The organism is Ralstonia insidiosa (assembly GCF_008801405.1).
In the GTDB taxonomy this organism is placed as follows: Bacteria; Pseudomonadota; Gammaproteobacteria; order Burkholderiales; family Burkholderiaceae; genus Ralstonia; species Ralstonia insidiosa.
In genome coordinates this window covers 2,663,733-2,689,840 of the sequence record NZ_VZPV01000001.1, presented here as the reverse complement: position 1 = coordinate 2,689,840, position 26,108 = coordinate 2,663,733, and the positions used below count along the sequence as shown (strand labels likewise).

The 26,108-nt window shown below is 64.7% G+C and carries 28 protein-coding genes; 20 read left to right on the top strand and 8 right to left on the bottom strand.

The window, feature by feature from the left end; all coding sequences use genetic code 11:
* The first annotated feature begins 4 nt into the window (after nucleotides 1-4).
* The gene (gene lolD / locus F7R11_RS12755; RefSeq protein WP_021194067.1) at nucleotides 5-733 is read left to right on the top strand and encodes a lipoprotein-releasing ABC transporter ATP-binding protein LolD; all 729 of its coding nucleotides are present in this window, start codon (nucleotides 5-7) and stop codon (nucleotides 731-733) included.
* Nucleotides 734-756: 23 nt separating this feature from the next.
* Here the strand turns inward: lolD and F7R11_RS12750 are convergent, their stop codons facing one another.
* Nucleotides 757-1,083, bottom strand: coding sequence for a DUF2845 domain-containing protein (locus F7R11_RS12750; RefSeq protein WP_064803967.1), 327 nt, complete (start codon nucleotides 1,081-1,083; stop codon nucleotides 757-759).
* Nucleotides 1,084-1,182: 99 nt separating this feature from the next.
* Between F7R11_RS12750 and F7R11_RS12745 the strand changes: the two genes are divergently transcribed.
* The 12 genes from F7R11_RS12745 to ftsB all read left to right on the top strand — a co-directional run bounded on the left by F7R11_RS12745 (nucleotide 1,183) and on the right by ftsB (nucleotide 14,640).
* Nucleotides 1,183-1,995: a TatD family hydrolase gene (locus F7R11_RS12745; protein WP_064803965.1), complete on the top strand. Its 813-nt coding sequence runs from the start codon at nucleotides 1,183-1,185 to the stop codon at nucleotides 1,993-1,995.
* A gap of 9 nt (nucleotides 1,996-2,004) precedes the next feature.
* On the top strand, nucleotides 2,005-4,527 hold the full coding sequence (locus F7R11_RS12740; protein ID WP_064803962.1) for a DNA internalization-related competence protein ComEC/Rec2: 2,523 nt from the start codon (nucleotides 2,005-2,007) through the stop codon (nucleotides 4,525-4,527).
* 110 nt (nucleotides 4,528-4,637) lie between these two features.
* Nucleotides 4,638-6,119, top strand: coding sequence for a circularly permuted type 2 ATP-grasp protein (locus F7R11_RS12735; RefSeq protein ID WP_021194071.1), 1,482 nt, complete (start codon nucleotides 4,638-4,640; stop codon nucleotides 6,117-6,119).
* Nucleotides 6,120-6,168: 49 nt separating this feature from the next.
* Complete coding sequence (locus F7R11_RS12730; protein WP_064803960.1) at nucleotides 6,169-7,119, top strand: alpha-E domain-containing protein; 951 nt, start codon at nucleotides 6,169-6,171, stop codon at nucleotides 7,117-7,119.
* Nucleotides 7,120-7,176: 57 nt separating this feature from the next.
* Nucleotides 7,177-8,013, top strand: coding sequence for a transglutaminase family protein (locus F7R11_RS12725; protein ID WP_031329132.1), 837 nt, complete (start codon nucleotides 7,177-7,179; stop codon nucleotides 8,011-8,013).
* Nucleotides 8,014-8,105: 92 nt separating this feature from the next.
* On the top strand, nucleotides 8,106-9,011 hold the full coding sequence (locus F7R11_RS12720; RefSeq protein ID WP_031329134.1) for a proteasome-type protease: 906 nt from the start codon (nucleotides 8,106-8,108) through the stop codon (nucleotides 9,009-9,011).
* Between the two features lie 22 nt (nucleotides 9,012-9,033).
* The gene (locus tag F7R11_RS12715; protein ID WP_064803958.1) at nucleotides 9,034-9,867 is read left to right on the top strand and encodes an alpha/beta fold hydrolase; all 834 of its coding nucleotides are present in this window, start codon (nucleotides 9,034-9,036) and stop codon (nucleotides 9,865-9,867) included.
* A 91-nt stretch (nucleotides 9,868-9,958) separates the two neighbouring features.
* A complete protein-coding gene (pyrG, locus tag F7R11_RS12710) occupies nucleotides 9,959-11,626 on the top strand; it encodes a CTP synthase (protein ID WP_021194076.1) in 1,668 nt (555 codons plus the stop codon).
* A 22-nt stretch (nucleotides 11,627-11,648) separates the two neighbouring features.
* Nucleotides 11,649-12,503, top strand: coding sequence for a 3-deoxy-8-phosphooctulonate synthase (kdsA, locus tag F7R11_RS12705; RefSeq protein WP_064803956.1), 855 nt, complete (start codon nucleotides 11,649-11,651; stop codon nucleotides 12,501-12,503).
* Nucleotides 12,504-12,584: 81 nt separating this feature from the next.
* Complete coding sequence (locus F7R11_RS12700) at nucleotides 12,585-12,875, top strand: DUF1330 domain-containing protein (RefSeq protein ID WP_021194078.1); 291 nt, start codon at nucleotides 12,585-12,587, stop codon at nucleotides 12,873-12,875.
* A 48-nt stretch (nucleotides 12,876-12,923) separates the two neighbouring features.
* Nucleotides 12,924-14,207: a phosphopyruvate hydratase gene (eno, locus tag F7R11_RS12695; protein WP_004626133.1), complete on the top strand. Its 1,284-nt coding sequence runs from the start codon at nucleotides 12,924-12,926 to the stop codon at nucleotides 14,205-14,207.
* Between the two features lie 97 nt (nucleotides 14,208-14,304).
* Nucleotides 14,305-14,640 carry a cell division protein FtsB gene (ftsB, locus tag F7R11_RS12690; RefSeq protein WP_021194080.1) on the top strand — a complete coding sequence of 112 codons (336 nt, stop codon included), beginning with the start codon at nucleotides 14,305-14,307 and terminating at the stop codon, nucleotides 14,638-14,640.
* Nucleotides 14,641-14,700: 60 nt separating this feature from the next.
* Here ftsB and F7R11_RS12685 read toward each other — a convergent pair whose 3' ends face one another.
* From F7R11_RS12685 to F7R11_RS12675, 3 genes are all read right to left on the bottom strand, one after another.
* Nucleotides 14,701-15,111 (bottom strand): hypothetical protein, encoded by a 411-nt coding sequence (locus F7R11_RS12685; RefSeq protein WP_021194081.1) that lies wholly within the window; start codon nucleotides 15,109-15,111, stop codon nucleotides 14,701-14,703.
* Between the two features lie 104 nt (nucleotides 15,112-15,215).
* Complete coding sequence (hslO, locus tag F7R11_RS12680) at nucleotides 15,216-16,229, bottom strand: Hsp33 family molecular chaperone HslO (protein ID WP_021194082.1); 1,014 nt, start codon at nucleotides 16,227-16,229, stop codon at nucleotides 15,216-15,218.
* Nucleotides 16,226-16,753 (bottom strand): gamma carbonic anhydrase family protein, encoded by a 528-nt coding sequence (locus F7R11_RS12675; protein WP_021194083.1) that lies wholly within the window; start codon nucleotides 16,751-16,753, stop codon nucleotides 16,226-16,228. Before F7R11_RS12675 ends, hslO begins: the two co-directional genes overlap by 4 nt.
* An 88-nt stretch (nucleotides 16,754-16,841) precedes the next feature.
* Between F7R11_RS12675 and F7R11_RS12670 the strand changes: the two genes are divergently transcribed.
* Together F7R11_RS12670 and F7R11_RS12665 are read left to right on the top strand one after the other, a co-directional pair.
* Nucleotides 16,842-17,711, top strand: a complete 870-nt coding sequence (locus F7R11_RS12670; RefSeq protein WP_064803954.1) for a ferritin-like domain-containing protein — start codon at nucleotides 16,842-16,844, stop codon at nucleotides 17,709-17,711.
* Nucleotides 17,712-17,795: 84 nt separating this feature from the next.
* Nucleotides 17,796-18,713, top strand: coding sequence for an alpha/beta fold hydrolase (locus F7R11_RS12665; protein WP_064806352.1), 918 nt, complete (start codon nucleotides 17,796-17,798; stop codon nucleotides 18,711-18,713).
* Nucleotides 18,714-18,725: 12 nt separating this feature from the next.
* On the opposite strand, the gene F7R11_RS12660 is transcribed toward F7R11_RS12665, so the two are convergent.
* Genes F7R11_RS12660 through F7R11_RS12645 form a run of 4 tightly spaced genes read right to left on the bottom strand, consistent with a single transcriptional unit; the run spans nucleotide 18,726 to nucleotide 21,855 of the window.
* Entirely contained in the window at nucleotides 18,726-19,115 is a 390-nt protein-coding gene (locus F7R11_RS12660) for a thiol-disulfide oxidoreductase DCC family protein (RefSeq protein ID WP_064803952.1), read from the bottom strand.
* A complete protein-coding gene (locus F7R11_RS12655) occupies nucleotides 19,112-19,654 on the bottom strand; it encodes a DUF4166 domain-containing protein (protein ID WP_064803950.1) in 543 nt (180 codons plus the stop codon). The genes F7R11_RS12660 and F7R11_RS12655 overlap by 4 nt, the downstream gene beginning before the upstream one ends.
* Nucleotides 19,651-20,775 (bottom strand): saccharopine dehydrogenase family protein, encoded by a 1,125-nt coding sequence (locus tag F7R11_RS12650; protein WP_064803948.1) that lies wholly within the window; start codon nucleotides 20,773-20,775, stop codon nucleotides 19,651-19,653. Before F7R11_RS12650 ends, F7R11_RS12655 begins: the two co-directional genes overlap by 4 nt.
* Nucleotides 20,776-21,855, bottom strand: coding sequence for an NAD(P)/FAD-dependent oxidoreductase (locus F7R11_RS12645; protein ID WP_064803945.1), 1,080 nt, complete (start codon nucleotides 21,853-21,855; stop codon nucleotides 20,776-20,778).
* 161 nt (nucleotides 21,856-22,016) lie between these two features.
* On the opposite strand from F7R11_RS12645, the gene F7R11_RS12640 reads away from it, so the two are divergent.
* The 5 genes from F7R11_RS12640 to F7R11_RS12620 all read left to right on the top strand — a co-directional run bounded on the left by F7R11_RS12640 (nucleotide 22,017) and on the right by F7R11_RS12620 (nucleotide 26,066).
* Nucleotides 22,017-22,877: a 3',5'-nucleoside bisphosphate phosphatase gene (locus F7R11_RS12640; RefSeq protein ID WP_064803943.1), complete on the top strand. Its 861-nt coding sequence runs from the start codon at nucleotides 22,017-22,019 to the stop codon at nucleotides 22,875-22,877.
* A gap of 35 nt (nucleotides 22,878-22,912) precedes the next feature.
* Entirely contained in the window at nucleotides 22,913-23,536 is a 624-nt protein-coding gene (locus tag F7R11_RS12635; RefSeq protein ID WP_064803941.1) for an L-threonylcarbamoyladenylate synthase, read from the top strand.
* A 65-nt stretch (nucleotides 23,537-23,601) separates the two neighbouring features.
* Nucleotides 23,602-24,267: a site-2 protease family protein gene (locus F7R11_RS12630; RefSeq protein ID WP_064803939.1), complete on the top strand. Its 666-nt coding sequence runs from the start codon at nucleotides 23,602-23,604 to the stop codon at nucleotides 24,265-24,267.
* Nucleotides 24,268-24,288: 21 nt separating this feature from the next.
* Nucleotides 24,289-25,491 carry a tryptophan--tRNA ligase gene (locus F7R11_RS12625; RefSeq protein WP_021194093.1) on the top strand — a complete coding sequence of 401 codons (1,203 nt, stop codon included), beginning with the start codon at nucleotides 24,289-24,291 and terminating at the stop codon, nucleotides 25,489-25,491.
* An 8-nt stretch (nucleotides 25,492-25,499) separates the two neighbouring features.
* A complete protein-coding gene (locus tag F7R11_RS12620; protein WP_064803937.1) occupies nucleotides 25,500-26,066 on the top strand; it encodes a class I SAM-dependent methyltransferase in 567 nt (188 codons plus the stop codon).
* The last annotated feature ends 42 nt before the right edge of the window (nucleotides 26,067-26,108 follow it).

Sequence of the window (26,108 nt, the reverse complement as noted above, 5' to 3'; positions counted from 1 at the left end):
GGCGATGAGTGAGGCTGTCATGACTTCCATGGATGCGCCGGCCGATGCACGTCTGGGTGCGGTACTGCAGGCCGAGGGGCTGTCCAAGTCGTTCAAGCAGGGCGGGTTGAATGTGGACGTGCTCAAGGGCGTCGACATCCGTATCGGCGTGGGCGAGAAGGTGGCGATTGTCGGCGCGTCGGGCTCGGGCAAGAGCACGCTGCTGCATGTGCTGGGCGGGCTGGACGAGCCGAGTTCGGGTCGTGTCGCGCTGCTCGGCAAGCCTTTTACCGACATGAAGGAGCGTGAGCGCAACACGCTGCGCAACCAAGCGCTGGGTTTTGTCTACCAGTTCCACCATCTGTTGCCGGAATTCACCGCGCTGGACAACGTGGCGATGCCGCTGCGCATCCGCGGCGTGGCCGAGGCGCAGGCGCGCCATACCGCGCAGATGACGCTTGAACGTGTGGGGCTGGGCCCGCGCACGGCGCACCGTCCAGGCGAGCTGTCCGGTGGCGAGCGTCAGCGTGTGGCCATCGCACGCGCGCTGGTCGGGTCACCCGCCTGCGTGCTGGCCGACGAGCCCACTGGCAACCTGGACGACCACACCGCCGGTGAAGTCTTCCAATTGATGCTGGAACTGACGCGTACGCTTGGCACCAGCTTCGTCATCGTCACGCACGACATCGAGCTTGCCGGCCGTTGTGATCGCATCCTGCGTTTGCGCGAAGGCCATCTGCACGTCGAGCGCTGATGCCCGTGCGATGAGGCTGCGTGTCAGCGAGCCCGGCTGCCGTAGCGAATGGACTGCAGCCGGCCCTCGACAAAGCGCAGCGTCGTCATGAACTGGCCGGTGCCGGGGTTGTAGGTCCATTCGTCGACATTGCTGCAGGCGCCGTTGATGGCGGGCTGCGTGCTGCCGGTGCCTGTGGTTGCGCAGAAGGTATCGCGCATCACGGGCTCGCCGCAGTTCTGCAGGACGTCTGACTTGTTGTCGCCGATGCGGACGATGTAGCCGCTGCCGCAGCGCATGGTTTCCGCGCTGGCGGGCAGGGCGGGCAGGAGCGCGGTCAGTGCGGCACAAGTCAGGTAGGCTGTTCTCATTGCATTGTGCGGGCGGAGGCCCCCAGTATCAGAAAAGGCGGATTCTAGAACGCCTGTCTTTCCGGTACGTTGCCGCTTTTCGATAGACCAGAGCCGATCATGTGGATTGACACCCATTGCCATCTCGACGCCCGCGAATTCGACGCAGACCGTGACGCGGTCGTCGCGCAGGCGCACGCGGCGGGCGTGAACCACATTGTCGTGCCAGCCGTGGCGCGCTGGAACTTCGATACGGTGCGCACGCTCGCCCATCGGCACGCGGGCTGCAGCTATGCGCTGGGCATTCACCCGATGTGTGCTGCCCAGGCCAGCGACGATGATCTGGCCGAACTGCGACGCCAAGTCGCAGCATCGATGGACGATCCGCGCTTTGTTGCCATCGGCGAGATCGGGCTCGATTTCTTCATCCCCGATCCGAACGTCGAGCGGCAGAACACCGTCTACCAAGCGCAATTGCGCATTGCGCGCGAGTTTGATTTGCCCGTGCTGATGCACGTGCGCAAGTCGCAGGACCAGGTGCGCAGCGCGGCCGCCAAGGCAGGTGTACGTGGCATCGCGCATGCGTTCAACGGTAGCCCCGATCAGGCCCGCGCCTATGTTGATTCCGGCTTCAAGCTCGGCTTTGGCGGCGTGTTCACCTTCTCGCGCGCCAACCGTGTCCGCCGGCTTGCCGCCGAGATGCCGATCGAAGCGATCGTGCTGGAGACCGACGCCCCGGATCTCGCCCCGGCGTGGCTTGCTGATGATCAGTTCAGCGAGCAGGTCGGCACACGCAATGCGCCCGCCGAGGTGGCGGGCATTGCCGCCGCCATGGCGGAACTGCGCGGCATCTCCATCGATGCACTGGCCGCCCAGGCGCGCCGGAACAGTATCGAGGCCATTCCTCGCTTGGCAGCACTGTTGGCACCCTGACGCCCGCCCATGCGGTTGGGGTTGGTTGGGTTCGTGGCCGGGTGTGTGGCGCTGCAGATGCAGGCCGTGCTCATGCCTGCGTGGCAAGCGGTTGTGGTGCTGGGGCTATGTCTGCTGCTTGCCTTTGTGGCGCGTCGCAAACCGATTCTGTTCTCTGTCCTGTTGGTCACCAGTGCTTCCGTTGCTGGCTTTGGCTGGAGCGATTGGCGCGCGCAACAGCGATTGTCTGTCGTGCTCAGCCCGGTGTGGGAGGGCAAGGACATCATCGCGACTGGCGTGGTGGCCGAACTTCCGCAGGTCTCCGAAGACGCTACGCGCTTTCTCTTTCAAATCGAATCCAGCGATGCCGGCGATGCCGTGCCATCGCGCGTACGCCTTTCCTGGTACGGCGCTCGCACCTGGGGCGGGGCGGGTGATGAGGGCGTCGAGCCTGATCGCCGCGCCGGCATCCCCGACCTGCAGCCCGGCCAACGTTGGAAACTGACGCTGCGGCTCAAACGCCCGCATAGCCTGTCCAACCCGGGCGGCTTCGATGGCGAATACGCGATGCTCGCCGACGACATCCGCGCCACCGGCTACGTGCGCACCGGCAAGCGCGCACAGAACATCGCGCTGGGCGAGGCCGAGGCAGGCTTCGGCATCAACGTAGAGCGTTGGCGTGCTGCCGTGCGGCGCCACATCCTCGCGGCATTGCCCGATGCACGCTACGCGCCTGTCATCGTCGCGCTCGTGGTGGGCGATCAGAGCGGCATCGCCCGTGAAGATTGGGAGTTGTTCCGCCGTACTGGCATCAGCCATCTCGTCAGCATCTCCGGTTTGCACATCACGATGATTGCTGGGTTGTTTGCCGCGTTCTGGATGGCACTGTGGCGACGTTCGTTCGGGCTGGCGCGCTGGCTGCGCACGCCGTTGCCGCTGCGTATGCCAACGCCGCGAGCAGGAGCCATTGCAGCCATGCTGGCGGCCTTCGGCTATTGCCTGCTCGCGGGGATGGGGGTTCCCGCGCAACGCACGCTGCTGATGTTGTCGACTGTCGCGATTGCGCGGCTGACCGATCGCAACGTGCCGGCAAGCCTGTCGCTGTGCTGGGCAGCGGCCGTGGTGGCAGTGGTCGATCCTTGGGCCGTCATGTCGGCCGGGTTCTGGCTGTCGTTTGGCGCGGTCGGGATCATCTTTATGGCCGCGCAGATGGTGCTCGATGGCCGACGTGATCGCGAGACGGAGCGTTGGTGGGCGCGTTACCAACGCGGGTTTGCCAGCTCGACGCGCATCCAGTTTGCCGTCACCTTTGGCCTGCTGCCGTTGACGTTGCTCCTGTTCCAGCAGACGTCGGTGGTCTCGGCAGCGGCCAATGGATTGGCGATTCCGATGGTCAGCTTTTTAACGACACCGCTAGCACTGGTTGGCGCAGCGTTGCCCGATCCGTTGGCCCAGCCAGTGTTGGCACTGTCCGAGGTGAGCTTTCGCTGGTTGGTGGTGTGGCTTGAGTGGTTGGCGCGGCCGAGCTGGTCGGTTTGGGTTGCGCCAGTCGCCCCTGCGTGGGCCTTGCTGCTGGCAACGGGCGGCGTGGCTTTGCTGTTGGTGCCGGGTGCCCATCGCGCGTGGGCATGGCGCGCGCAGGGCGCATTGCTGCTTGTGCCGATGGTGCTGGCACGTGTTCCGGTGCCGTTGCCGGGCGAGTTTCGTGTCGTCGCGTTCGACATTGGTCAGGGTGCCGCCGCACTCGTTGAAACAGCCAACCATCGCCTCCTGTTCGACACCGGCCCACGCTACGGTGACCACGCTGATGCGGCCGCCCGCGTCATCACACCCTATCTGCGTGGGCATGGCATCGAAGCCCTGGACGCGCTGGTCGTCAGCCACGAAGACAGCGACCACGCCGGTGGCACCGAAACGGTGATCGACGCGGTGCCGGTACGCACCATGTTGGCGTCTCTGCCAAACGGACATGCACTACACGCGACGGCCGCCGCGCACGATATCGGCCTGACGAGCTGCTTGGCTGGGCAAGCATGGACGTGGGACGGCGTGACGTTCGAGATGCTCCACCCGGCGCGGCCGCCCGCCGACGGTGCGCGTGTATCGAGCAACGCCCGCAGTTGTGTGCTGCGCATCGGCAACGGCCGGCATGCGGCGCTGTTGACCGGCGACATTGAGGCCCCCCAGGAGGCTGCGTTGGTGGCCAGCGAAACCCCGGAGCGGCTGATGGCAGACATCTTGCTAGTACCCCATCACGGCAGCAAGACAAGCTCCAGCGGTGCGTTTTTGGACGCAGTGTCACCGCAGGTGGCGGTTTTCCAGGTCGGCTACCGCAACCGGTACGGACATCCGCACCGCCAAGTGTGGCAGCGCTATGTGGCGCGCGACATCGAGCGGCTGCGGACCGACCAGACCGGCGCCGTCGTCATCGAGACACGCGGCGATGCGCTGGAGGTGCAGACGGCACGGTCGATGCGGCCGCGCTACTGGTCCTCCGCGCTGGAAGTGGAAGCCCTGGCGACAGCCGCAGACGGAATTGATGCGCTGCCGTAAAACTTGGTTGCACAGCGGGTTGGCCCCATTGTGGCGCCCAAAACCACTGTGCTATAAAAACCACATGTCGTGCAACCGTGCGACATGGCAGTCCGTCAGGGGAGAACAGCATGGCAGTCCGGTTCTACGATGAAATGCTCAACTGGCATGGCGAACGCAGTCCCCATGCCGCCGAACCGGCCCCGGCAGCCCTCGTCCAGCAGGGCGAGGTGCGCAGCCACTACGGGCGCTTCGCCGAATGGCTGGGCGCACAGTCCGCCACTACGCTGCAGAACAAGCGTGCCGAGGCCGACCTCATCTTCCGTCGCGTCGGCATCACCTTCGCGGTGTACGGCGACAAGGACGAATCGAACAGCGGCACCGAGCGTACGATTCCGTTCGACATCATCCCGCGCATCTTCCCGGCCAGTGAATGGGCCACGCTTGAGCGCGGCCTGCGCCAGCGCGTGGATGCGCTCAACCGCTTCCTGCACGACATCTACCACGAGCAGAACATCCTGCGCGCCGGTGTCATCCCGCCCGACCAGATCTACAACAACGCCCAATACCGCCCCGACATGCTCGGCGTGAACGTGCCGCGCGACATCTACGCGCACGTGGCCGGCATCGACATCGTGCGTGCCGGCGAGGGCGAGTTCTACGTGCTGGAAGACAACCTGCGCGTACCTTCGGGTGTGTCGTACATGCTGGAAAACCGCAAGATGATGATGCGGTTGTTCCCCGAGCTGTTTGCACGCAATCGTGTGGCGCCGGTCGCGCATTACCCAGACTTGCTGCTCGACATGCTGCGCAGTGTGTCGCCGCAGAACATTGCGGACCCGACCGTGGTGGTGCTCACGCCGGGCATGTACAACTCGGCGTACTTTGAGCACGCGTTCCTTGCGCAGCAGATGGGCGTGGAACTGGTGGAAGGGCACGACCTGTTCGTGCAGGACGACCATCTCTACATGCGCACCACACAGGGCCCGCAGCGCATCGACGTCATCTACCGACGTGTCGACGACGACTTCCTTGATCCGTTGGTCTTCCGCCCCGATTCCTCGCTCGGTGCAGCAGGGCTGCTGTCGGTCTATCGCGCGGGCAACGTCACTATCTGCAATGCCATCGGTACCGGCGTGGCGGACGACAAGTCGATCTACCCGTACGTGCCCGACATGATCCGCTTCTATCTGGGCGAGGAGCCGATCCTGAACAACGTGCCGACCTACATGTGCCGCCGGCCGGACGACCTGCAATACGTGCTCGATCACATGGGCGAACTGGTGGTCAAGGAGACGCACGGTGCGGGCGGCTACGGCATGCTGGTCGGTCCGGCGGCTACCAAGGATGAGATTGCTGCGTTCCGCGAGGTGGTGAAGGCGCGTCCCGACCAGTACATCGCCCAGCCGACACTGGCGCTGTCGACGTGCCCGACCTACGTGGAAGCCGGCATCGCACCGCGCCATATCGACCTGCGGCCCTTTGTGCTGTCCGGCAAGGACGTGCGCATGGTGCCGGGCGGCCTGACGCGCGTGGCGTTGCGCGCGGGTTCGCTGGTGGTCAACTCGTCGCAGGGCGGCGGGACGAAGGACACGTGGGTGCTGGAGCGCTAACGCGTCGACATCTCGCAACCGACATAATTGAATACGGATAGGGAACGCCATGCTCAGCCGAACCGCAGACCACCTCTTCTGGATGGCGCGTTATACCGAACGGGCCGAGAATACCGCCCGCATGCTCGACGTGAACTATCAGACCTCGCTGATGCCGCAATCGGCGGAAGTGGCGGAGCAGGGCTGGTGGGCGATGCTCGATATCTCTGAACTCACGCGGGTTTTTGCCGACCGCTACGGCTTACTTTCGCGCGACGACGTGATCGACTTCATGGTCCGCGACATGACCAACCCGTCGTCGATCATGAGTTGCTTGCGCGGCGCGCGTGAGAACGCCCGAGCCGTGCGCGGCTCCCTCACAACTGAGGTGTGGGAGACCATCAACACTACCTGGCTGGATGTGCAGCGTCTGATGGCCGAGGGCATGCTGCGCGATGATCCGTCGCAGTTCTTCGAGTGGGTCAAGTTCCGCTCGCACCTGTCGCGCGGCGTGCAGGTCGGCACCATGCTCACGGATGACGCCTTCCATTTCATGCGTCTGGGCACTTTCCTGGAACGCGCCGACAACACCGCGCGGCTGCTCGACGTGAAATTCCAGTCCACCCCCACGCGCGATGAAGCCGCCGCCGAGCAGGGGGATTTCTATCACTGGGCTGCCACGCTGCGCTCGGTGTCGGGCTTCGAGGTCTACCGCAAAATCTATCGCAACGTCATCACGCCGACGCGCGTGGCCGAGTTGCTGATCCTGCGCAGCGATATGCCGCGCTCGCTGCTGGCCAGCATGGACGAAGTCGTGGCGATTCTGTCCACTGTACGTAACAGCCAGTCTGCAGAGACCGAGCGACGCGCTGGTAAACTCCACGCCGACCTGCGGTACGCTCGCATCGAAGACATTTTTGCGGTTGGCCTGCACCCTTGGCTGACCAATTTCCTGGAGCGCATTGGCGATCTGGGCAACGGCATCAGCCAGGACTTCCTGGTGCCGCTCGATGCAGTGTGACGCGCGGGGCATTTTGTATCTATCAGGGCGTTGCTTTCGGGCAGCGCCCGCGCCATCGTGAAATACCAAATTCGACATACGACGGTCTACCGTTATGCCGAGCCGCTGCGCCACAGCGTGCATGAGCTGCGATTGACCCCCCGCAGTGGGCCGCTGCAACAGGTGGACAGCTGGCAGATCCACGCCCCCGGCAACCTCACACGCGCCACCGACGGCTTCGGCAACGTGGTGCACCACTTCACCCTGGGCAACCGTGCGGACGACGTCACCATCGACGCCCGCGGTATCGTCGAGGCCTTCCCGTCCGCCGCGCCGGGCAGCCGCGGCTTTACCGATGCCCCCGGGGAGGGGCGCTACCGCGTGTCGCCGCTGTACTTCCTGAGCACCACGCCGCTAACATCCGCGCCGCCTGAGATGAGCGACTTCGCACGCGAGCATGCACTGGTGCGTGGTGATGCCGATTCGGCACTGAGTCTTGCCTGTGCCATCGCGCAGCGTGTGCGCTACAAGCCCAACTCCACCGATGTCGGTACGACCGCCGCCGAGGCATTCAACCTGAGCGCCGGCGTCTGCCAGGATCAGGCGCAAGTGATGGTGGCGTGCTGCCGCGCGCTGGGAATTCCAGCGCGCTACGTCAGCGGGTATTTCCATGCTGTTGGCGAGGAAGATCTCGCCAGCCACGCCTGGGTCGACGTCTGCCAGGATGCCGAATCGCATACTTGGTGCAGCATCGACGTGACGCACCAGTGCTTTACCGACGGGCGCCACATCCGCTTGGCGGTCGGTCGCGATTATCAATCCGCCGCGCCAATCCGTGGCATTCGCCAGGGTGGCGGTGCCGAGACGCTGGACGTCAGCATCTCGATCGAGCCCTTGCCTGCCGAGGCCGCCTGAGTGAACTGAACACCGCTTCCAAGCGTGCCAGTGCATTGCGATTGGCACGCTAGAATGCGCTCAACCCACAGATTTCGTTTGTTGCTGCTCCCATGACTTATTGCGTTGCCATGCGCCTGGACGCTGGCTTGGTCTTCCTGTCGGATTCCCGTACCAACGCGGGTGTTGACGCCATCTCGACGTTCCGCAAGATGACCGTCTTCGAGCGCGAAGGCGATCGCGTCATGGTGCTGCTGACCGCCGGCAACCTCGCCATCAGCCAGGCCGTGCGGCAGGTGCTGACGGAGGCGCGCGACAAACCACGCTCGCTGTGGACCGCCCGCGATATGTTCGAAGCCGCCACCATCGTCGGCGAGGCCGTGCGCGAGGTATACGACCGTGAAGCCGATGCACTGGCCAAGGCCAAGATCGACTTCAACGTCAGCATCATCTTCGGCGGGCAGATCGGTGCAGAGCGTCCGCGCCTGTTCAATGTGTACGCCGCCGGCAACTTCATCGAAGCCACGCCCGAGAATCCGTACTTCCAAATCGGCGAGGCGAAGTACGGCAAGCCGATCATCGACCGTGTGGTCTCCCCTGGGCTGCCATTGGATGAGGCCGCAAAATGCGCCCTGATCTCCATGGATTCGACGCTGAAGTCGAATATTTCGGTGGGGCTGCCGCTGGATCTGCTGGTCTACGAGACCAACTCGCTGCGCGTGACGCGCTTCGTGGCCATTGACGAAGAGAACCCGTATTTCACGATGATCCGCGGCACGTGGGGCAAGCGTCTGCGCCAAGTGTTTGCCGAGATCGACGACCCGGACTGGGAGACGGATACCAGTCCGACACATCCCCTGCGTCGCGAAGGGCATCCATCGACCAAGGTCGCGCCCGTGCGCATTGCCCCGCCCGTGGCGGACGCTCCGGCCACGCCGGAACGCGCGCCTGGCCCCGTGTTCGAGCAGGTGTCGACGCTCCAGCGCGTGGCTGGCAGTGGTTCGCAGGAATCTCACTGAGCGCCGGGCGGGGACGGGTTCGATGCGCGACGCGATTCTGTTTTCACATGCCAACGGCTTTCCGATCGGTACGTATCGCAAGATGCTCGGCGTGCTGGGTGACGAATTCGACATCCACGCCGTTGAGCGCTTCGGGCATGACCCGCGCTTTCCGGTCACCCGGTCGTGGCCGGGGCTGGTCAAAGAGCTGCTCGCAGAGATCGACGCGCAGCCCGAGCCGGTCTGGCTGGTCGGCCATTCGCTGGGCGGTTTCCTGAGTTTGATGGCGGCGCTGCGTCGGCCTGAGCGCGTGCGCGGTGTGCTGATGCTCGATTCGCCCATCATTGCGGGCTGGCGCGCCAAGCTGCTGCGCGTTGCGCAGTGGCTCGACATCGACGAGAGCCAGTCGCCAGCAGCCGCCACCAAGAACCGGCGCAACCTGTGGCCGGATCTCGATTCTGTCTGGAGCCACTTCAAGGCCAAGCGCAAGTTCGACCGCTGGGACGAAGACGTGTTGCGTGATTACGTTGAGCACGGTACCGAACCCACCGGCCGCGAGCGTGAACGCACGCTGCGTTTCTCGCGCGAGATCGAATACCAGATCTACCGCACGCTGCCGACCAACATGGGCCGCAAGGTCGCTGGCGGCACGCCGTTCCCGGTCAGCTTTGTGGCTGGCACGCGATCACGCGAAATCCGCCAAGTCGGCCTGGCGGCAACCCGGCGCATTGTCGGCAGCAAGCTGCGCTGGATCGAAGGCAGCCACCTGTATCCGATGGAAAAGCCGCTGGAAACGGCCGAGTTGATCCGCCAGTTGATCAATGAAATGCGCGCGAACGCAGGCGCCATGCCGGTTATTACGAGGTGTGCCGCATAAGCAAGCCCCCGGTCGGTCAAATTCCACCGTTCTGTCACGGATCGGGCAAGGCACCTTTGCTATAATCCGGCTTTCCCCGGCAAGCTAGGTCATGACCAAGTTCGTATTCGTTACCGGTGGCGTAGTGTCCTCACTCGGCAAGGGCATCGCCGCCGCCTCGCTCGCGGCCATTCTTGAGTCGCGCGGCCTCAAAGTCACCCTCCTCAAACTCGATCCCTACATCAACGTCGACCCGGGCACCATGAGCCCGCTTCAGCACGGCGAGGTGTTTGTGACCGAAGACGGCGCAGAAACCGACCTCGATCTTGGCCACTACGAGCGCTTCGTCTCGGCCAAGATGCGCAAGTCGAACAACTTCACCACCGGCCAAGTCTATGAATCCGTGATCCGCAAGGAACGTCGCGGTGAATACCTTGGCAAGACGGTGCAAGTCATTCCGCACATCACCAACGAAATCCAGGCCTTCATCGAGCGCGGTGCCGCGGCGTCGCACGATGGCAAGGCTGACGTGGCGATCGTGGAAATCGGCGGTACGGTAGGCGATATCGAATCGCTGCCGTTCCTGGAAGCCGCGCGTCAGATGAGCCTGCGCCTGGGCCGTAACCAGGCGGCGTTCATTCACCTGACGCTGGTGCCGTTCATTGCCAGCGCCGGCGAGCTGAAGACCAAGCCGACGCAGCACTCGGTGCAGAAGCTGCGCGAGATTGGCGTGCAGCCGACCGCGCTGCTGTGCCGCGCCGACCGCCCGATCCCCGACGATGAGCGCGCGAAGATTTCGCTCTTCGCCAACATGCCGCAAGACGCGGTCATCTCGGTGTGGGACGTCGACACCATCTACAAGATCCCGCAGATGCTCAACGAGCAAGGGCTGGATCGCATCATCTGCGAAGAGCTGCGCATCGACGCGCCGCCGGCGGACCTGTCGGTGTGGGCACACATGGTGCACACGCTGGAGAACCCGCAGCACGAAATCACCATCGGCATGGTCGGCAAGTATGTCGACCTGACCGAGTCGTACAAGTCGCTGATCGAGGCGCTGCGCCACGCCGGCCTGCATACCTCAACGCGCGTCAACATCGAGTACATCGATTCCGAAGAGCTGGAATCGGGTCACATGGACGTGCTCAAGTCGCTGGACGCGATCCTCGTGCCGGGCGGCTTCGGCAAGCGCGGTACGGAAGGCAAGATCCGCGCAATCCAGTACGCCCGTGAAAAGGGCGTGCCATACCTGGGCATCTGCCTGGGGATGCAGCTGGCCGTGATCGAATTCGCCCGCCATCTGGCCGGCATGACCGACGCCAACAGCACGGAATTCAACGACGAGACCCAACACCCGGTGGTGGCCCTCATCACGGAATGGCTGGATCGCGACGGCGCGGTGGAAAAGCGCTCGGCCGACTCGGACATGGGCGGCACCATGCGCCTGGGTTCGCAGCGCGTGCCGGTGCAATCGGGCACCAAGGCAGCGACGATCTACGGCGCGGAAGTCAACGAGCGCCATCGTCACCGCTACGAGGTGAACAACCACTACGTGCCGCAGCTGGAAAAGGCCGGGATGATCATCTCCGCCCGCACGCCGTCGGAAAACCTGCCCGAAATGATGGAGTTGCCGGCGTCGATGCACCCGTGGTTCGTCGGCGTGCAGTTCCACCCGGAATTCACCTCGACGCCGCGCGATGGCCACCCGCTGTTCAAGGCCTACGTGGAAGCCGCGCTGGCACATCACCAGCAGACTGCGGCACAACGCGCCGTAGCCTAAGGGCTAGCGCACAGGAAATACGATGAAACTCTGCGATTTCGAAGTCGGCCTCGACAAACCGTTCTTCCTGATTGCCGGCACCTGCGTGATCGAATCCGAGCAGATGGCGATCGACACCGCCGGCACGCTCAAGGAGATCACGGGTGCGCTGGGCATTCCGTTCATCTACAAGTCGTCGTTCGACAAGGCGAACCGCTCGTCGGACGCGTCTTTCCGCGGCCTGGGCATGGAAGAGGGCCTGCGCATCCTGGCGGAAGTCCGCCGTCAGGTAGGCGTACCGGTGCTGACCGACATCCACGAGATCGACGAGATCAAGCCGGTGGCCGAAGTCGTGGACGTGCTCCAGACGCCGGCGTTTCTGTGCCGCCAGACCGATTTCATCCGCGCCTGTGCGCAGAGCGGCAAGCCCGTCAACATCAAGAAGGGCCAGTTCCTCGCGCCGCACGACATGAAGAACGTCATCGACAAGGCGCGTCATGCTGCCCGCGATGCCGGCCTGCCGGAAGACAACTTCATGGCCTGCGAACGCGGTGCCTCGTTCGGCTACAACAACCTCGTGTCGGACATGCGCTCGCTGGCGATCATGCGCGAGACGGGCGCGCCAGTGGTGTTTGACGCTACGCACTCGGTACAACTGCCGGGTGGCCAGGGCACCAGCTCGGGCGGTCAGCGCGAGTTCGTGCCGGTGCTGGCGCGTGCTGCCATCGCTACGGGCGTGGCGGGCGTGTTCATGGAAACGCACCCCGATCCCGCATGCGCAAAATCAGACGGCCCGAATGCCGTACCACTGCGCCGCATGAAAGACTTGCTGTCAGTACTGAAAGAACTGGATGCGCTCACCAAGCGCAACGGTTTCCTGGAAAATCAGTTCGACTGATTTTTTCGACGACCGGCGGCTCCACCAGCCGCCGCTGTCGTTTCCAATTCAGTTTTCGATTCAGCTTCCGGAGAGAGACACATGGCCGCTGGCTACATCCTCGCGTACGTGGACGTGACGGACCCCGTGCAATACGAGCAATACAAAGTGCTGTCGACCAAGGCCATGCAAGTCCATGGCGCCGAGCCGCTGGTGCGCGGCGGCAAGACCGAGTCGCTGGAAGGCGAATGGAGCCCCACCCGCATCGTCGTGCTCAAGTTCCCGAGCTATGACGCCGCCAAGGCGTTCCATGACAGCGAGGAGTACCGTGCCGCCCGTGAAGCGCGCTCCAAGGCTGCCAAGATGAACATGATCGTGGTCGAGGGCATCTGAGCCTGGTCACCCGCCTTACCTGCTTTAAAGACATCAAGAGGGATTTTCATGAGTGCCATCGTAGATATCATCGGTCGCGAAGTGCTGGACTCGCGCGGTAACCCCACCGTCGAATGCGACGTGCTGCTGGAATCGGGCGTGATGGGTCGCGCCGCGGTGCCGTCGGGCGCCTCCACCGGCTCGCGCGAAGCCATCGAACTGCGTGACGGCGACAAGTCGCGCTACCTGGGCAAGGGCGTGCTCAAGGCTGTCGAGCACATCAACACCGAGATCTCCGAAGCCATCATGGGCCTGGACGCTTCGGAACAAGCCTTCCTGGATCGCACCCTGATCGACCTGGACGGTACTGAGAACAAGAGCCGCCTGGGCGCCAACGCCATGCTGGCCGTGTCGATGGCCGTGGCCAAGGCTGCTGCTGAAGAAGCCGGCCTGCCGCTGTACCGCTACTTCGGTGGTTCGGGCGCCATGCAGATGCCGGTGCCGATGATGAACATCGTCAACGGTGGCGCACACGCCAACAACAGCCTGGACATCCAGGAATTCATGGTGATGCCGGTCGGCCAGTCGAGCTTCCGCGAAGCGCTGCGCTGCGGCGCCGAGATCTTCCACGCGCTGAAGAAGATCCTGGCGGACAAGGGCATGAGCACCGCCGTGGGCGACGAAGGCGGTTTCGCACCGAACTTCGCCAGCAACGAAGAGTGCCTGAACACCATCCTGTCGGCCATCGAGCAGGCTGGCTACAAGGCCGGTGAAGACGTGCTGCTGGCGCTGGATTGCGCCGCGTCCGAGTTCTACAAGGACGGCAAGTACCACCTGGAAGGCGAAGGCCTGCAACTGTCGTCGGAAGACTTTGCCAACTACCTGGCAAACCTGGCCGACAAGTTCCCGATCGTGTCGATCGAAGACGGCATGCACGAGAGCGACTGGGCCGGCTGGAAGGCGCTGACCGACAAGCTGGGCAAGAAGGTGCAGCTGGTGGGCGACGACCTGTTCGTCACCAACACCAAGATCCTGAAGGAAGGCATCGAAAAGGGCATCGCCAACTCGATCCTCATCAAGATCAACCAGATCGGTACGCTGACCGAAACGTTCGCCGCCATCGAGATGGCCAAGCGCGCCGGCTACACGGCCGTGATCTCGCACCGCTCGGGCGAAACCGAAGACAGCACGATCGCCGACATCGCCGTTGGTACGAACGCTGGCCAGATCAAGACGGGCTCGCTGTCGCGCTCGGACCGCATGGCCAAGTACAACCAGCTGCTGCGCATCGAAGAGGACCTCGGTGATATCGCCAGCTACCCGGGCAAGTCGGCGTTCTATAACCTGCGATAATCCTTCGCAGTTTCGCCTCGGATGACCGTGCGACCGCCACTGTGGCGGTCGCGTGGTATTTGGGGCTGCGAGTTGCACCGCTCCAACGCCTGACCGTATGCGCCTGATCACGCTGTTCCTGCTGCTGCTGTTGCTTGCTATCCAATACCCGCTCTGGCTGGGTAAGGGCGGTTGGCTGCGCGTCTGGGACATGCAGAAGCAGGTGACTGCGCAGAATCAACGCAACGTTGAGCTCAAGCAGCGCAATACCAAGCTTGAAGGCGAAGTGAAGGACCTGAGGGATGGGACGGGCGCTCTCGAAGAGCGCGCGCGCTATGAGCTGGGGATGGTCAAGGACGACGAGGTTTTCGTGCAGTTCGTGGCGCCGGCGCCGAAGACCAGCGACACACCTCCGCCCCCGCCGCCCCCGGCAGGGCAGAAAACCCACCATTGAGCTCGCTTGGCGAACGCGCCATTCTGGCCACGCCCGCTTCTTCAGGCATCACTTTCTGATTTACCAGTAGTACGGATAGCCCCAGACGGGCGCGCCGTAACTGACACCCCAGCCACCACGGTGGCGCCATCCACTGCCGTAGTAGACCGAATAGCCGCCGTAGTACGGATACGGATACGGGGCGTAGTAGGGCGTTGCCGCGTAGGCGCGCGCTTCGGCATCGCGCTTGACCGCCTGGTCGGATTCGCGCAGCGCCTTGGCGTTCAAGTCATCCAGTCTCTTGCGGTCTTCCGCCGACAGTGCCGCAGGCGCAGGCGTTTGTGCATCCACCGGCAGGCGCGCGGTGTAGGGCGTGCCACCCGGGCCGCGTGGAACGGCAACGCATGCCGATGCCAGCAACGCTGCCACCACGGGCAGCACGAGCGCGCCAGCGCGAGGCAGGTTCAACGACTGGGTGATGGGCTTGGACATGATGCGCTCCGCAGCAAGCGGCAGATGAGGGAACTGGCGACTTAGAGCGCGGGCGACACCAATAAGTGCCGCGCGCCACGCTTCTTCATACTATGTCGCCGTACTCAATGGCGTTGGCCGGACGCACCTTGAACAGCCTGTACGACGGTCTCCTGCGCGAAGAGCTGCGCACAATCGACAGCGTCAAAGCTGTAGTGCTGGCCGCAGAACTCGCAGTCGATTTCCACCTTGCCTTGCTCTTCCAGGATGCCTTCGATCTCCGGCTGGCCGAGCGTGCGCAGCATGGCGCCCACGCGCAGGCGCGAGCACGAGCAGCGGAAGTGCGGCGCCAGCGGCTCGAACATGCGGATGCCGGCAGCTTCCATCTCTTCCCAGTACAGGCGCTTGATGAGCGTGTCGATCGACTCTTCGAGCAGTTCTTCGCGGCGCAGCGTCTTGCCGAGCTGGCAGACGCGTTCCCACGTATCGAGGTCCTGCTCCTGCACGTCCTTGTGCAGCGGCTGACCTGTCTCACCCACCTGTGCGGGCTCGCGATCGGGGCGGCCTTCCATGGTGCCGCCGTACGAGGGCAGGCGCTGCAGCAGCATGCCCGAGGCAACCTTGTTGTCGGCAGCCAGCCAGAGGCGCGTGTCGAGCTGCTCGGAGGCCTGCATGTACTGCTCAAGCACCTCGGTCATGCTGGTCAGCGGTCCGGTTTCGTCCGACAGCGGCACGATGCCTTGGTAGGGCTGCTGGCCCGGCAACTTGTCGTGCGGATCGAGCGTGATGGCGAAGCGGCCACGGCCGTGCACGTTGACCATCGAGGCCAGCGTGGCGTCGTCGGCAATCTCGGCGCCTTCGGCAATCTTGGCGGTCGCGCGCATCGACAGGTCAGAGTTGCACTCCACCACCAGCATGCGCACCGGACCATCGCCGTGCAACTGCATGACCAGCGCGCCGTTGAACTTCAGGTTGGCCGACAGCAGTGCGGCCGCAGCCATCATTTCGCCCAGCAGCGTGCTGACCGGGGCGGGGTAGCGGCGGCGGCGCAGAATCTCCTGCCAGGTGCTTTCCAGGCGCACCAGTTCACCGCGTACCGGCGCGGCGTCAAATACAAATTTCTTCAGCTCGTCAGTCATCCATCAATCCGTTTCAGTTGCTGCTTGTACATCGCCTGGCGCACCGCATATGTCTCGGTGTTCAGGTGCATCTTGGCGATGTCGTCTTCCGTCAGTTTGCGCACGGCCTTGGCGGGTGCGCCCAGGATCAGCGTGCCGTCTTCGAAGACCTTGCCTTCGGTGACGATCGCACCCGCACCCACCAGGCAGTTCTTGCCGATCACCGCGCGATTGAGCACCACCGCCTGGATGCCGATCAGCGAGCCTTCGCCGATGGTGCAGCCGTGCAGCATGGCCTGGTGGCCGATCGTCACGCGGTCGCCGATGTTCAGCGGGCAGCCCGGGTCGGTGTGCAGCACCGAGCCTTCCTGCACGTTGCTGGCCTCGCCCACGGTGATCGGTTCGTTGTCGCCGCGGATGACGGCGCCGGGCCAGACGCTTGCGCGTGCCTTGAGCTCCACGCGGCCGATGACGGTCGCTTCGGGGGCCACGTAGGCGTTTTCGTCAATGGTCGGGGCAACGTCGCCGAGTTGGTAGAGGGCCATGCGATCGGTCTCCAGAATCTATCTAAATGGGGAAATTGCGCGCGTCTTCAAGCCTGCCGGCGAGGCGGGCCCGACACGTCGAATTAAAATGGCGGAAAGCCCGAATTGTACGCTGATGAACCTTGCTCAGTCCCCCGCCCAGTCGCCTGCAGACAGCTTGCGCCACGCCGCCCTGGTCGCGTTGTGCCTCACCGATCCCGCCAGCAAAGTGGACGCCACCTTGCGCCTTGGCGAGCGCGCGCAACGTGCCGAAGGCGCCGCCTGGGGCGCCGACGAGGTGATTGCCGCGCCGGCCACGGGTATCCCTGGCCGGCCTGATGCGCCGGTTCTTGTGCCGCCCGCCAATGTGCCGCGCCGCCGTGCGATCGATACGCCGCGTGGACGTGCTGCGTTGCTGCATGCGCTGGCGCACATCGAATTCAACGCCATCAACCTCGCGCTCGACGCCGTGTGGCGCTTCGCCGGCATGCCGGTCGCTTTTTACCAGGACTGGATGCGCGTGGCCGCAGAAGAGGCGACACATTTCTCGCTGCTGTCGGCGCATCTGGCCACGCTGGATTGCCGGTATGGCGATCACCCCGCCCACGACGGCCTGTGGCAGATGACCGAAAAGACCGCTGCCGACCCCCTCGCGCGCATGGCGCTGGTGCCACGCACGCTGGAGGCACGCGGGCTCGATGCGTCGCCGCCGATCCGCGCGAAGCTGGCGCAGGCGGGCGACATGGCCGCCGCCGGCATCCTCGACATCATCCTGCGCGACGAGATTGGCCACGTGGCCGTGGGCAACCGCTGGTATCGCTACCTGTGCGAGCGCGCGGGGCTTGATCCGCTGCCGACGTATCGCCAGCTGGCCGAGCAGTACGGCGCACCGCGCCTGCGCGGGCCGTTCAACCTCGATGCGCGCCGCCAGGCTGGTTTCGACGATGACGAAATCGCCGCGCTGGAAGCCTTGTTCTAAGCGGCGCGCGGTCGGGCAGTCGTCGCTATAATCATCGGAAAAAGAACGATCGTTCGATTATTTGCTGATTCGATGACGGAAACCATGAACTCGACCACGCCGCCGGCCACGCGCCAAGCCTCCCGCTCGACCTACCTTGATGTACGCGGCCTGCGCTATCACGTGCGCGAATGGGGCGAGCCAGGTGCGCCCATCCTGTTCCTGTTCCACGGCTGGATGGATGTGTCGGCGTCGTTCCAGTTTCTGGTGGATGCGCTGCGCGAGCGCTGGCACATCGTGGCGCCGGATTGGCGCGGCTACGGCGAGTCGGCCCGTCCGACGGACGCCCCCGGCGTCGAGAGCTATTGGTTTGCCGATTACGTGGCCGATCTGGAAGCTATCGTCGATCACTACCAGCCGGAAGGACAGGTGATGCTGGTCGGCCACAGCCTGGGCGCCAACGTGGTGTGCCTGTACGCCGGCATCCGGCCCGAGCGCGTGCGCCGCGTGGTCGATCTGGAGGGCTTCGGTATGACGGCCTCCAAGGCCTCGCAGGCGCCGCGCCGGTATGCGCGCTGGCTGGATGAGCTCAAGGACAAGCCGCGCCTGAACACCTACGCCACCGTCGAGGACGTTGCCGCACGCCTTCAGAAGACTAACCCGCGCCTGCCGGCCGACAAGGCCGCATTTCTCGCGCAGCATTGGTCGCATCAAGGCGCTGACGGCCGCTGGGAAATCCTGGGCGATCCTGCGCACAAGATCATCAACCCGCAGCTCTATCGCCTGGACGAAGTGATGGAAGTCTGGCGCCGCGTGACCGCGCCTGTGCTGCACATCGAGGCGGTCGACTCGCCGACGCTCAAGGCGATTGCGGGCGAGATGCCATTGCCTGAGTTCAAGACGCGCTTTGCGGCGTTTCCTGATTTTCGCGAAGTGCTGATCGCAGATGCGGGACACATGCTGCATCACGATCAGCCCGAACAGGTGGCCGCGCTGATCGAGGAATTCTGCCAGCACGCCTGACCCGCGCTGGCCTCAGTCGAGAAACCGCTGCGCTGCGCCGGGCGGCGGCAGGATGCAGGTATCCGAACGTCCGAACCACCGATAGCGGTTGCGCGCGACGCAGCGGTAGAGCGCGTCACGCAGCGGCACCGGCATCAGCCAGCCGATCCACGCCAGCCGCCACGGCCAGCCGAGCACATGCAGGATGCGCAGCACGGCGGCGCTTTCGCGCCATGCATGGCCATCGCGTACGAAGAGCACCGTATCAACGTCGTCCGGATCGACGCCGGCCTGCGCGAGCAGTTGCCGCCCGGTTGCGCCCTGCATCGATGCAAAGCGCAGCACGCCTTGTCGATCGTGTCGCAGCAGGAATTGTGTGAAGCCGCTGCACAGCAGGCAGTGCGCGTCATAGACGACGATCATGCGGGCTCCGTCGTCGTCAGATCCAGGTAACCGCGGTACGCAGCAACCACGCCGAGCAGCGGCACACTGGCGCGTACGTTGAAGTGGAAGCGGTTGCCATCGCCGGTTTCTTCGGCCACGACGGCAGGCCGCAGCCACGCAGGGCACGGGATGCCGAGGAAGCGCAAGCCTTCCAGGCGCATCCGCAGCATGCCGTGCTCCGCTTCCAGCGCAAAGAACAGGCGGACTGCGCCGAGCCGCTCCATGATGCACCCCTGGTGCAGCGACAGCGTGGAACGCATCGTCTGGCGCGGGAAATGGCGCGTCCAGGTTTCCTCGGCTGCGGTGGCTTCGAGTGTGAAACGGATTGGGCCGCGCGTCGGCGTGCGTGGCGTGCGGATGCACCAGGCGAGCCAGCGCGCCATGCGGGTGGCAGGCGGTTCCGTCTCGACCTCACCGCGCAGCGTCGCCAGCCCTGCCATCCGGTGAAAGGTCTGCACGGCGGGCGCAAGCTGCGCGTACTGTGTGCCGAGCACCGTTTCGTAGAGCGAGGCGGTCATGCGCGCGCCTCCTGCATCGTGATCGCCAGGCCGTCGGTTTCGCGCACGAAGTCGTTCAGCGTCAGCAGCCCGACGCACGGCATCGCTCCGCGCTGTGGCAGCGCGCCTTCGAGGAGCCGGCGGACCAGCGCCGCGGCGGCGAGTGTGGGCACGTAAGGGCCGTCGCCGCGAATGGCCAGCAAGTGCCACAGGCGCGAGCGCAAAGTGCCGTCGGCATCCAGACCTTCGACACGCAGATGCATGCCGCCCACATCGGAGCCCCAGTGCAGGAACCAGTCGGACGCGGCTTTCAGCCAGCGCGTGTGTCGCGACCAATCTTTGATGATGCCAGCCCGCACGAGTGCGGCCATCAGGTTCATGCCGCGATGGAGGAAGCGCAGCTCCAGCCCGGCACCAAAGCGAACCCGCGGCGTGCCCGCATACCGCTGCGGAAACAGCGCCAGGTCCGGCACATCGCACGGCGACATCAGCCGTTCACCTACCGGCGCGGGATACGTGTGGCGCCACGTGCCGCTCCAGCCGAAGACCGGCTCGCCCGCAGACGGCAGCGGCTTGCCGCAATACGTCAGGATTGCCTGGATTGTCGACAGTCCACGCTCGGTGCGATTGCCCGGGCTGATGCCGATGTCGATGGAGCGCACCGATGCCATGTCGCGTGTCAGGTGGTCAACCGCCGCGCCGGACAGCGCCGGTACCGAGCTGGCCCCGCTGACAACGAGTACACCAGCCTGTGTGGCGGCGTCGTTCAGCGTCGTGATGTTCTGCACGAAGGCACGGCCGTCGGCCAGGTCGATGTAGTGCAGGCCTGCAGCAATGCACGAGCGCGCCACGCGGTAGTCCTGCCCTTGAAACGGCCCACCCGTGTGGATCAACAGGTCGGGTGACAGGGTTTGCAGATGTCGGTCGAAGTCGGGCGCGTGGATGTCAATAGCTGCAGCGCGCAGTGTGGCGCGCGCCTTTGGCTGCAACGCATCGGCCAGGGCCTGTGCCTGTGCCAATGACCGCCCAGCAATCGTTACCGTCAGCGATGCGTGGACGGATAGGCGCTCGACCAGCCGCTGCCCGAAAAAGCCGTAACCGCCGATGACGACGACATGCACTTCACGTGGGCGCGCGGTCATTCAACCCGCCGCCACATGCAGCTTCGTCTGCAGCCCTGCGTCGTTGCTCGAATGGGTATGTACCAGCGCCTTGTCCGGATTGGCGTAGCGGTATGCGCGGCGCAACGCCATCGCCACCTCGTGGAAGCCCGAGAGGATCAGCTTCTGCTTGTTCGGATACAGCGCGATGTCGCCCGCGGCAAAAATGCCGGGGCGCGACGTTTCGTACGCCGTGGTTTCCACCGCAATGCGACCCGCGCGCATTTCCACGCCCCAGTTGGCGATTGGGCCGGGCTCGGAAACCAGCCCATACAGTGCGATCAACTCATCGCAAGGCAGGGTGACTTCACCCTCGCGTCCACGGATGGCGACGCCGGTAAGCGTGCCATCTGGCGTGCTGTCCAGTCGCGAGAGCATGCCGAGCACGAAGTCCATTTCGCCAGCGGCAACGGCGGCGCGCATCTCGGCAACGGAGGCATCCGCGGCGCGGAAGCCCTCACGCCGGTGCACGAGCGTGACGCGCGCAGCAGTCTTGCGCAGCGCCAGTGCCCAGTCGAGCGCCGAATCCCCGCCGCCGGCAATCACGACCCGCTTGCCGGCGAAGCGCGCGGTGTCGCGCACGGCGTAGTGCACGTGACGACCTTCGAGCGCCGCAGCCTCGGGCAGGGACACGCGTTGCGGGGCAAAGGCGCCATTGCCAGCCGTAATGAGCACGGCCGCACAGTCGAATACGTCACCGGCACTGGTGGTGACGTGGAATCGCTGGCCGTGCTCGCCTTCGATGGTCTCCACCGTTTCAGCCCGCCGGCCACACAGGATGGGGTAGCCGAACGGCGCGCACTGTGCCAACAGACGGTCGACGAGTTCCTGCGCGGTGCACGACACCAGCGCAGGGATGTCGTAGATCGGTTTTTCCGGATACAGCTCGGTGCACTGGCCGCCTGGGCGGTCCAGCGCATCCACCAGCACGCACGACAGCCCCAGCACGCCTGCCTGGAACGCCGCGAACAGGCCAACCGGCCCGGCGCCCACCACGAGCACGTCGACGCGCTGTTCGACTGGCTGAGCGGTATTGGCGGGGAGGATGGCTGGGCTTGTCATGGCAAAGCGAAGAGAACGAAACAATGCGGCCACTATAGCGTGCGGCGGCCCATCGGCTGCCAACACCGTCACGGGCAGTCGGGTCTTCCCGGTTTTCTCCGGATCCGCGCTGAGTGGTGCGGGCGGCCCCCGATTCCGCGTCGCAGCAGTAAAATGACGGAATGCCAAACATTTCCACCGCCTCCGCCCGCAACGCTGATCTGCACTGTCATTCCACCGTGTCGGATGGCCTGTTGGCGCCACAAGACGTGGCTGCGCGCGCCGCTGCACATGGTGTGACGCTGTGGGCGCTGACCGACCACGATGAAGTGGCGGGGCAGGCCGCCGCACGCGAGGCGGCCACGTCGCTTGGCATGGCGTATCTGTCGGGTGTGGAGATTTCCGTCACCTGGGCAGGGCGCACACTGCACATCGTTGGTTTGGGCATCGACCCGGACAACGCCGAGCTGGTGCAGGGGCTGGAGCGCACGCGTTCGGGCCGCTGCGCTCGTGCGGAAGACATGAGCGAAGCGCTCGCCAAGCTGGGCATCGAAGGTGCCTATGCGGGCGCGCTGGGCTACGCCGGCAACCCGGACATGGTCTCGCGCACGCACTTCGCGCGCTTCCTGGTCGAGCACGGCCATTGCCGCGATATCTCTGAGGTGTTCGACCGCTACCTCGGTGACGGCAAACCGGGTTATGTGCCGCATCGCTGGGCACGCTTGGCAGACGCGATCAGTTGGATTAAAGGCGCCGGCGGCGTCGCCGTGATGGCGCATCCGGGCCGCTACACGCTCTCGCTGGTTGAGCACAGCGCGCTGTTCGACGAATTCAAGGACCTGGGCGGTGAGGGCGTCGAAGTCATCACCGGCAGCCATACGCCCGATCAATACGCGCTCTACGCCGACGTGGCGCGCCGCTACGGCCTGTTGGCCTCGCGCGGCTCGGATTTCCATGGCCCCGGCGAAGGCCGCATCGAACTGGGCGAGCTGCCGCCGTTGCCCGATAACCTGACGCCGGTGTGGAGCCGGTGGATGTCTTAACCCTATCGTCCACCCAATCCTACCCAGCGCCCCGCATGTCTCAGTTCTTCCAGATTCACCCGACCACGCCGCAAGGGCGCTTGATTCGCCAGGCAGCGGAGATCATCCGCGCCGGCGGCCTGGTCGCACTGCCCACCGATTCCTGTTACGCACTGGCCTGTCATCTGGACGACAAGTCGGCCGTCGAACGCCTGCGCCGCGTGCGCGGCATCGACGAGAAGCAGCACCTCGCGCTGATGTGCCGGGATCTTTCTGAACTGGCCATATTTGCACGCGTTGACAACAAGCAGTACCGCGTGGTGAAGGCAGCCACGCCGGGCCCATTCGTGTTTCTGCTCGAAGCGACCAAGGAGGTGCCGCGCCGGCTCTCGCACCCCTCGCGCAAGACCATCGGCCTGCGCGTGCCGGAACACGCGATTCCCCTGGCGCTGATGGCCGAACTGGGTGAGCCGCTACTCACCTCCACGCTGCAACTGCCCGGTGATGACGCGCCGCTGAACGAAGCCGAGACCATCCGCGAGCGGCTGGAAAAGCAGCTGGAACTCGTCATCGACGGCGGCCCGGCCCCGGCCGAACCCACCACCGTGATCGACTTGACCAGCGGCGAGCCGGAACTGGTGCGCCTCGGGCGCGGCGATCCGGCCCGCGTCGGCTTGTAGGCAAGTGCCGATGCGGTATGTGCGGCCGGCGTGCCGCCGCGCGTGCTTGCTACAATAGCCCGCCTATGGACCCCACACTGATCCAGAACATCGCGGTTTACGCGATCCCCGTCCTGTTTGCCATCACGCTGCATGAGGCGGCGCACGGCTATGTCGCCAAGCATTTTGGCGACGACACGGCCTATGTCATGGGCCGCATCAGTATCAATCCGCTGCGGCATATTGATCCGATCGGCACGATTGCGATGCCGCTGCTGCTGTATTTCGCCACCAAGGGTGCGTTCGTCTTCGGCTATGCCAAGCCGGTGCCGGTGCGCTTCGGCCGCCTGCGCGATCCGCGCTGGCATGGCATGTGGGTGGCGCTGGCCGGGCCGGCCTCCAACTTCGCCCAGGCGATCGTCTGGGGCGTGCTGGCCGTGCTGTTTGCCGTGGGCGGCGTGAACGAGCCGTTCCTGATCGGCATGGCGCGCGCGGGCATTCTGGTCAATATGGTGATGGCGGCGTTCAACATGTTTCCGCTGCCGCCGCTCGACGGCGGGCGCGTGCTGGCTGCACTGCTGCCGCCTCGGATGGCGCTGGGCCTGTCGCGCATTGAGCCGTTCGGTTTCTTTATCGTGATGGCGCTGATCATTTCCAACGTCATCACCAATGTCTGGATGCGCCCGATCATGGCGCTGCTGTTTCAACTGCTGCAGTGGATCCTGAGCCCGCTGCAGATGCTGTTTTCCTGAGTCTCCAAATCCATTTCCCACATGTTTCCTGACCGCGTACTTTCCGGCATGCGTCCGACCGGTGCCCTGCACCTGGGGCACTACCACGGCGTTCTGAAAAACTGGGTCCGGCTGCAGGCCGAATACCCGTGCTACTTTTTCGTCGCTGACTGGCATGCGCTGACCACGCACTACGAGTCGCCTGAGGTGATCGAGGAATCCGTGTGGGAAATGCTGATCGACTGGCTGGCTGCAGGAGTTGACCCGTCGCAGGCCACGCTGTTTATCCAGAGCCGCGTGCCGGAGCATGCGGAACTGTTCCTGCTGCTCTCGATGGGCACGCCGCTGGGCTGGCTCGAGCGCGTGCCGACCTACAAGGACCAGATCGAGAAGCTCAAGGAGAAGGACCTCTCCACCTACGGCTTCCTCGGTTACCCGCTGCTGCAGGCCGCCGACATCCTGATCTACCGCGCCGGCTTCGTACCGGTGGGCGAAGACCAGGTGCCGCACGTCGAGATGACGCGTGAGGTCGCGCGTCGCTTCAACTACCTGTACGGCCGCGAGCCGGGCTTCGAAGAGAAGGCGCTGGAAGCCGCCAAGAAGCTCGGTGGCAAGCGCGCCAAGCTGTATCTGGAACTGCGCACCGCCTATCAGGAGCGCGGCGAAGACGAAGCCCTGGAGCAGGCTCGCGCGCTGCTGGCCGAATCGCAGAGCCTCTCGTTGGGCGACCGCGAACGCCTGTTCGGTTACCTGGAAGGCGCACGCAAGATCATCCTGCCCGAGCCGCAGGTGCTGCTGACCGAGGCATCGCGCATGCCTGGCCTCGATGGCCAGAAGATGTCCAAGTCGTATGGCAACACCATCCGCATGCGCGAGGACAAGGAAAGCGTCGAGAAAAAGGTTCGTACCATGCCGACCGACCCGGCTCGCGTGCGCCGCACTGACCCGGGTGATCCGGACAAGTGCCCGGTGTGGCAGCTGCACCTCGTCTACTCCGACGACGACACCAAGCAGTGGGTGCAGAAGGGTTGCCGCAGCGCCGGCATCGGCTGCCTGGAGTGCAAGCAACCCGTGATCGAAGGCATCCTGCGCGAGCAACAGCCAATGCTCGAACGCGCGCAGAAATACATGGACGATCCGTCCTTGCTGCGCGCCATCATCGCCGACGGTTGCGACAATGCCCGCAAGGTCACGCAAGAGACCATGCGCGAGGTGCGCGAAGCGATGGGCTTGACCTATAGCTAACGCCTTTGATGTCCGCTGCCATGCTCGACCCGCATAGGCTCGCCGCGCCGTCCGCTTGGGTAGCGCGCTGGGCGGCCGAGTTGCCATCCGGCGCGTCCGTGCTGGATGTGGCCTGCGGTAGCGGCCGCCACGTGCGCTGGCTCGCTGCGCGTGGTTTCCGCGTGACCGGTATCGACCGCGATGCCACAGCGCTGGCTGGCCTGTCGGGCATAGCAGAAACCATCGTTGCCGACATCGAAGGTGGCCCCTGGCCGTTGCCGGCCGACGCGGCTTTCGACGCCGTGGTGGTCACCAACTACCTGCATCGGCCGCTGTGGCCGCAATTGCTGGCGGCCGTCGCGCCGGGCGGGCGCCTGATCTACGAAACCTTCGCCATCGGAAACGAAACCGTCGGTAAGCCGTCCAATCCCGCATTCCTGCTGTTGCCGGGTGAACTGCTCAGTGCCGTGCAGGGTCAATTGCGTGTCATCGGCTACGAAGACGGCTTCATCTCGTCGCCTCGAGACGCTTACGTGCAGCGGGTTTGCGCGGTGCGCGAGCGCTCGGATGACGTGGCGCCCCGGTACGCACTTTGAAGTTGCTGACGACTGCGGCTTACCCGTCTCTTGGCGGGCATC

Excerpts from the sequence above, each read along its gene's own strand:
- F7R11_RS12730 (WP_064803960.1), top strand. The coding sequence starts at position 6,169 with ATGCTCAGCCGAACCGCAGACCACCTCTTCTGGATGGCGCGTTATACC.
- F7R11_RS12650 (WP_064803948.1), bottom strand. The coding sequence starts at position 20,775 with ATGACCGCGCGCCCACGTGAAGTGCATGTCGTCGTCATCGGCGGTTAC.
- F7R11_RS12635 (WP_064803941.1), top strand. The coding sequence starts at position 22,913 with ATGTCTCAGTTCTTCCAGATTCACCCGACCACGCCGCAAGGGCGCTTG.
- F7R11_RS12640 (WP_064803943.1), top strand. The coding sequence starts at position 22,017 with ATGCCAAACATTTCCACCGCCTCCGCCCGCAACGCTGATCTGCACTGT.
- F7R11_RS12745 (WP_064803965.1), top strand. The coding sequence starts at position 1,183 with ATGTGGATTGACACCCATTGCCATCTCGACGCCCGCGAATTCGACGCA.
- F7R11_RS12740 (WP_064803962.1), top strand. The coding sequence starts at position 2,005 with ATGCGGTTGGGGTTGGTTGGGTTCGTGGCCGGGTGTGTGGCGCTGCAG.
- eno (WP_004626133.1), top strand. The coding sequence starts at position 12,924 with ATGAGTGCCATCGTAGATATCATCGGTCGCGAAGTGCTGGACTCGCGC.
- hslO (WP_021194082.1), bottom strand. The coding sequence starts at position 16,229 with ATGACTGACGAGCTGAAGAAATTTGTATTTGACGCCGCGCCGGTACGC.
- kdsA (WP_064803956.1), top strand. The coding sequence starts at position 11,649 with ATGAAACTCTGCGATTTCGAAGTCGGCCTCGACAAACCGTTCTTCCTG.
- ftsB (WP_021194080.1), top strand. The coding sequence starts at position 14,305 with ATGCGCCTGATCACGCTGTTCCTGCTGCTGCTGTTGCTTGCTATCCAA.
- lolD (WP_021194067.1), top strand. The coding sequence starts at position 5 with ATGAGTGAGGCTGTCATGACTTCCATGGATGCGCCGGCCGATGCACGT.
- F7R11_RS12665 (WP_064806352.1), top strand. The coding sequence starts at position 17,796 with ATGAACTCGACCACGCCGCCGGCCACGCGCCAAGCCTCCCGCTCGACC.
- pyrG (WP_021194076.1), top strand. The coding sequence starts at position 9,959 with ATGACCAAGTTCGTATTCGTTACCGGTGGCGTAGTGTCCTCACTCGGC.
- F7R11_RS12685 (WP_021194081.1), bottom strand. The coding sequence starts at position 15,111 with ATGTCCAAGCCCATCACCCAGTCGTTGAACCTGCCTCGCGCTGGCGCG.
- F7R11_RS12735 (WP_021194071.1), top strand. The coding sequence starts at position 4,638 with ATGGCAGTCCGGTTCTACGATGAAATGCTCAACTGGCATGGCGAACGC.
- F7R11_RS12670 (WP_064803954.1), top strand. The coding sequence starts at position 16,842 with ATGGCGGAAAGCCCGAATTGTACGCTGATGAACCTTGCTCAGTCCCCC.
- F7R11_RS12700 (WP_021194078.1), top strand. The coding sequence starts at position 12,585 with ATGGCCGCTGGCTACATCCTCGCGTACGTGGACGTGACGGACCCCGTG.
- F7R11_RS12655 (WP_064803950.1), bottom strand. The coding sequence starts at position 19,654 with ATGACCGCCTCGCTCTACGAAACGGTGCTCGGCACACAGTACGCGCAG.
- F7R11_RS12660 (WP_064803952.1), bottom strand. The coding sequence starts at position 19,115 with ATGATCGTCGTCTATGACGCGCACTGCCTGCTGTGCAGCGGCTTCACA.
- F7R11_RS12630 (WP_064803939.1), top strand. The coding sequence starts at position 23,602 with ATGGACCCCACACTGATCCAGAACATCGCGGTTTACGCGATCCCCGTC.
- F7R11_RS12645 (WP_064803945.1), bottom strand. The coding sequence starts at position 21,855 with ATGACAAGCCCAGCCATCCTCCCCGCCAATACCGCTCAGCCAGTCGAA.
- F7R11_RS12715 (WP_064803958.1), top strand. The coding sequence starts at position 9,034 with ATGCGCGACGCGATTCTGTTTTCACATGCCAACGGCTTTCCGATCGGT.
- F7R11_RS12720 (WP_031329134.1), top strand. The coding sequence starts at position 8,106 with ATGACTTATTGCGTTGCCATGCGCCTGGACGCTGGCTTGGTCTTCCTG.
- F7R11_RS12620 (WP_064803937.1), top strand. The coding sequence starts at position 25,500 with ATGTCCGCTGCCATGCTCGACCCGCATAGGCTCGCCGCGCCGTCCGCT.
- F7R11_RS12625 (WP_021194093.1), top strand. The coding sequence starts at position 24,289 with ATGTTTCCTGACCGCGTACTTTCCGGCATGCGTCCGACCGGTGCCCTG.
- F7R11_RS12750 (WP_064803967.1), bottom strand. The coding sequence starts at position 1,083 with ATGAGAACAGCCTACCTGACTTGTGCCGCACTGACCGCGCTCCTGCCC.
- F7R11_RS12675 (WP_021194083.1), bottom strand. The coding sequence starts at position 16,753 with ATGGCCCTCTACCAACTCGGCGACGTTGCCCCGACCATTGACGAAAAC.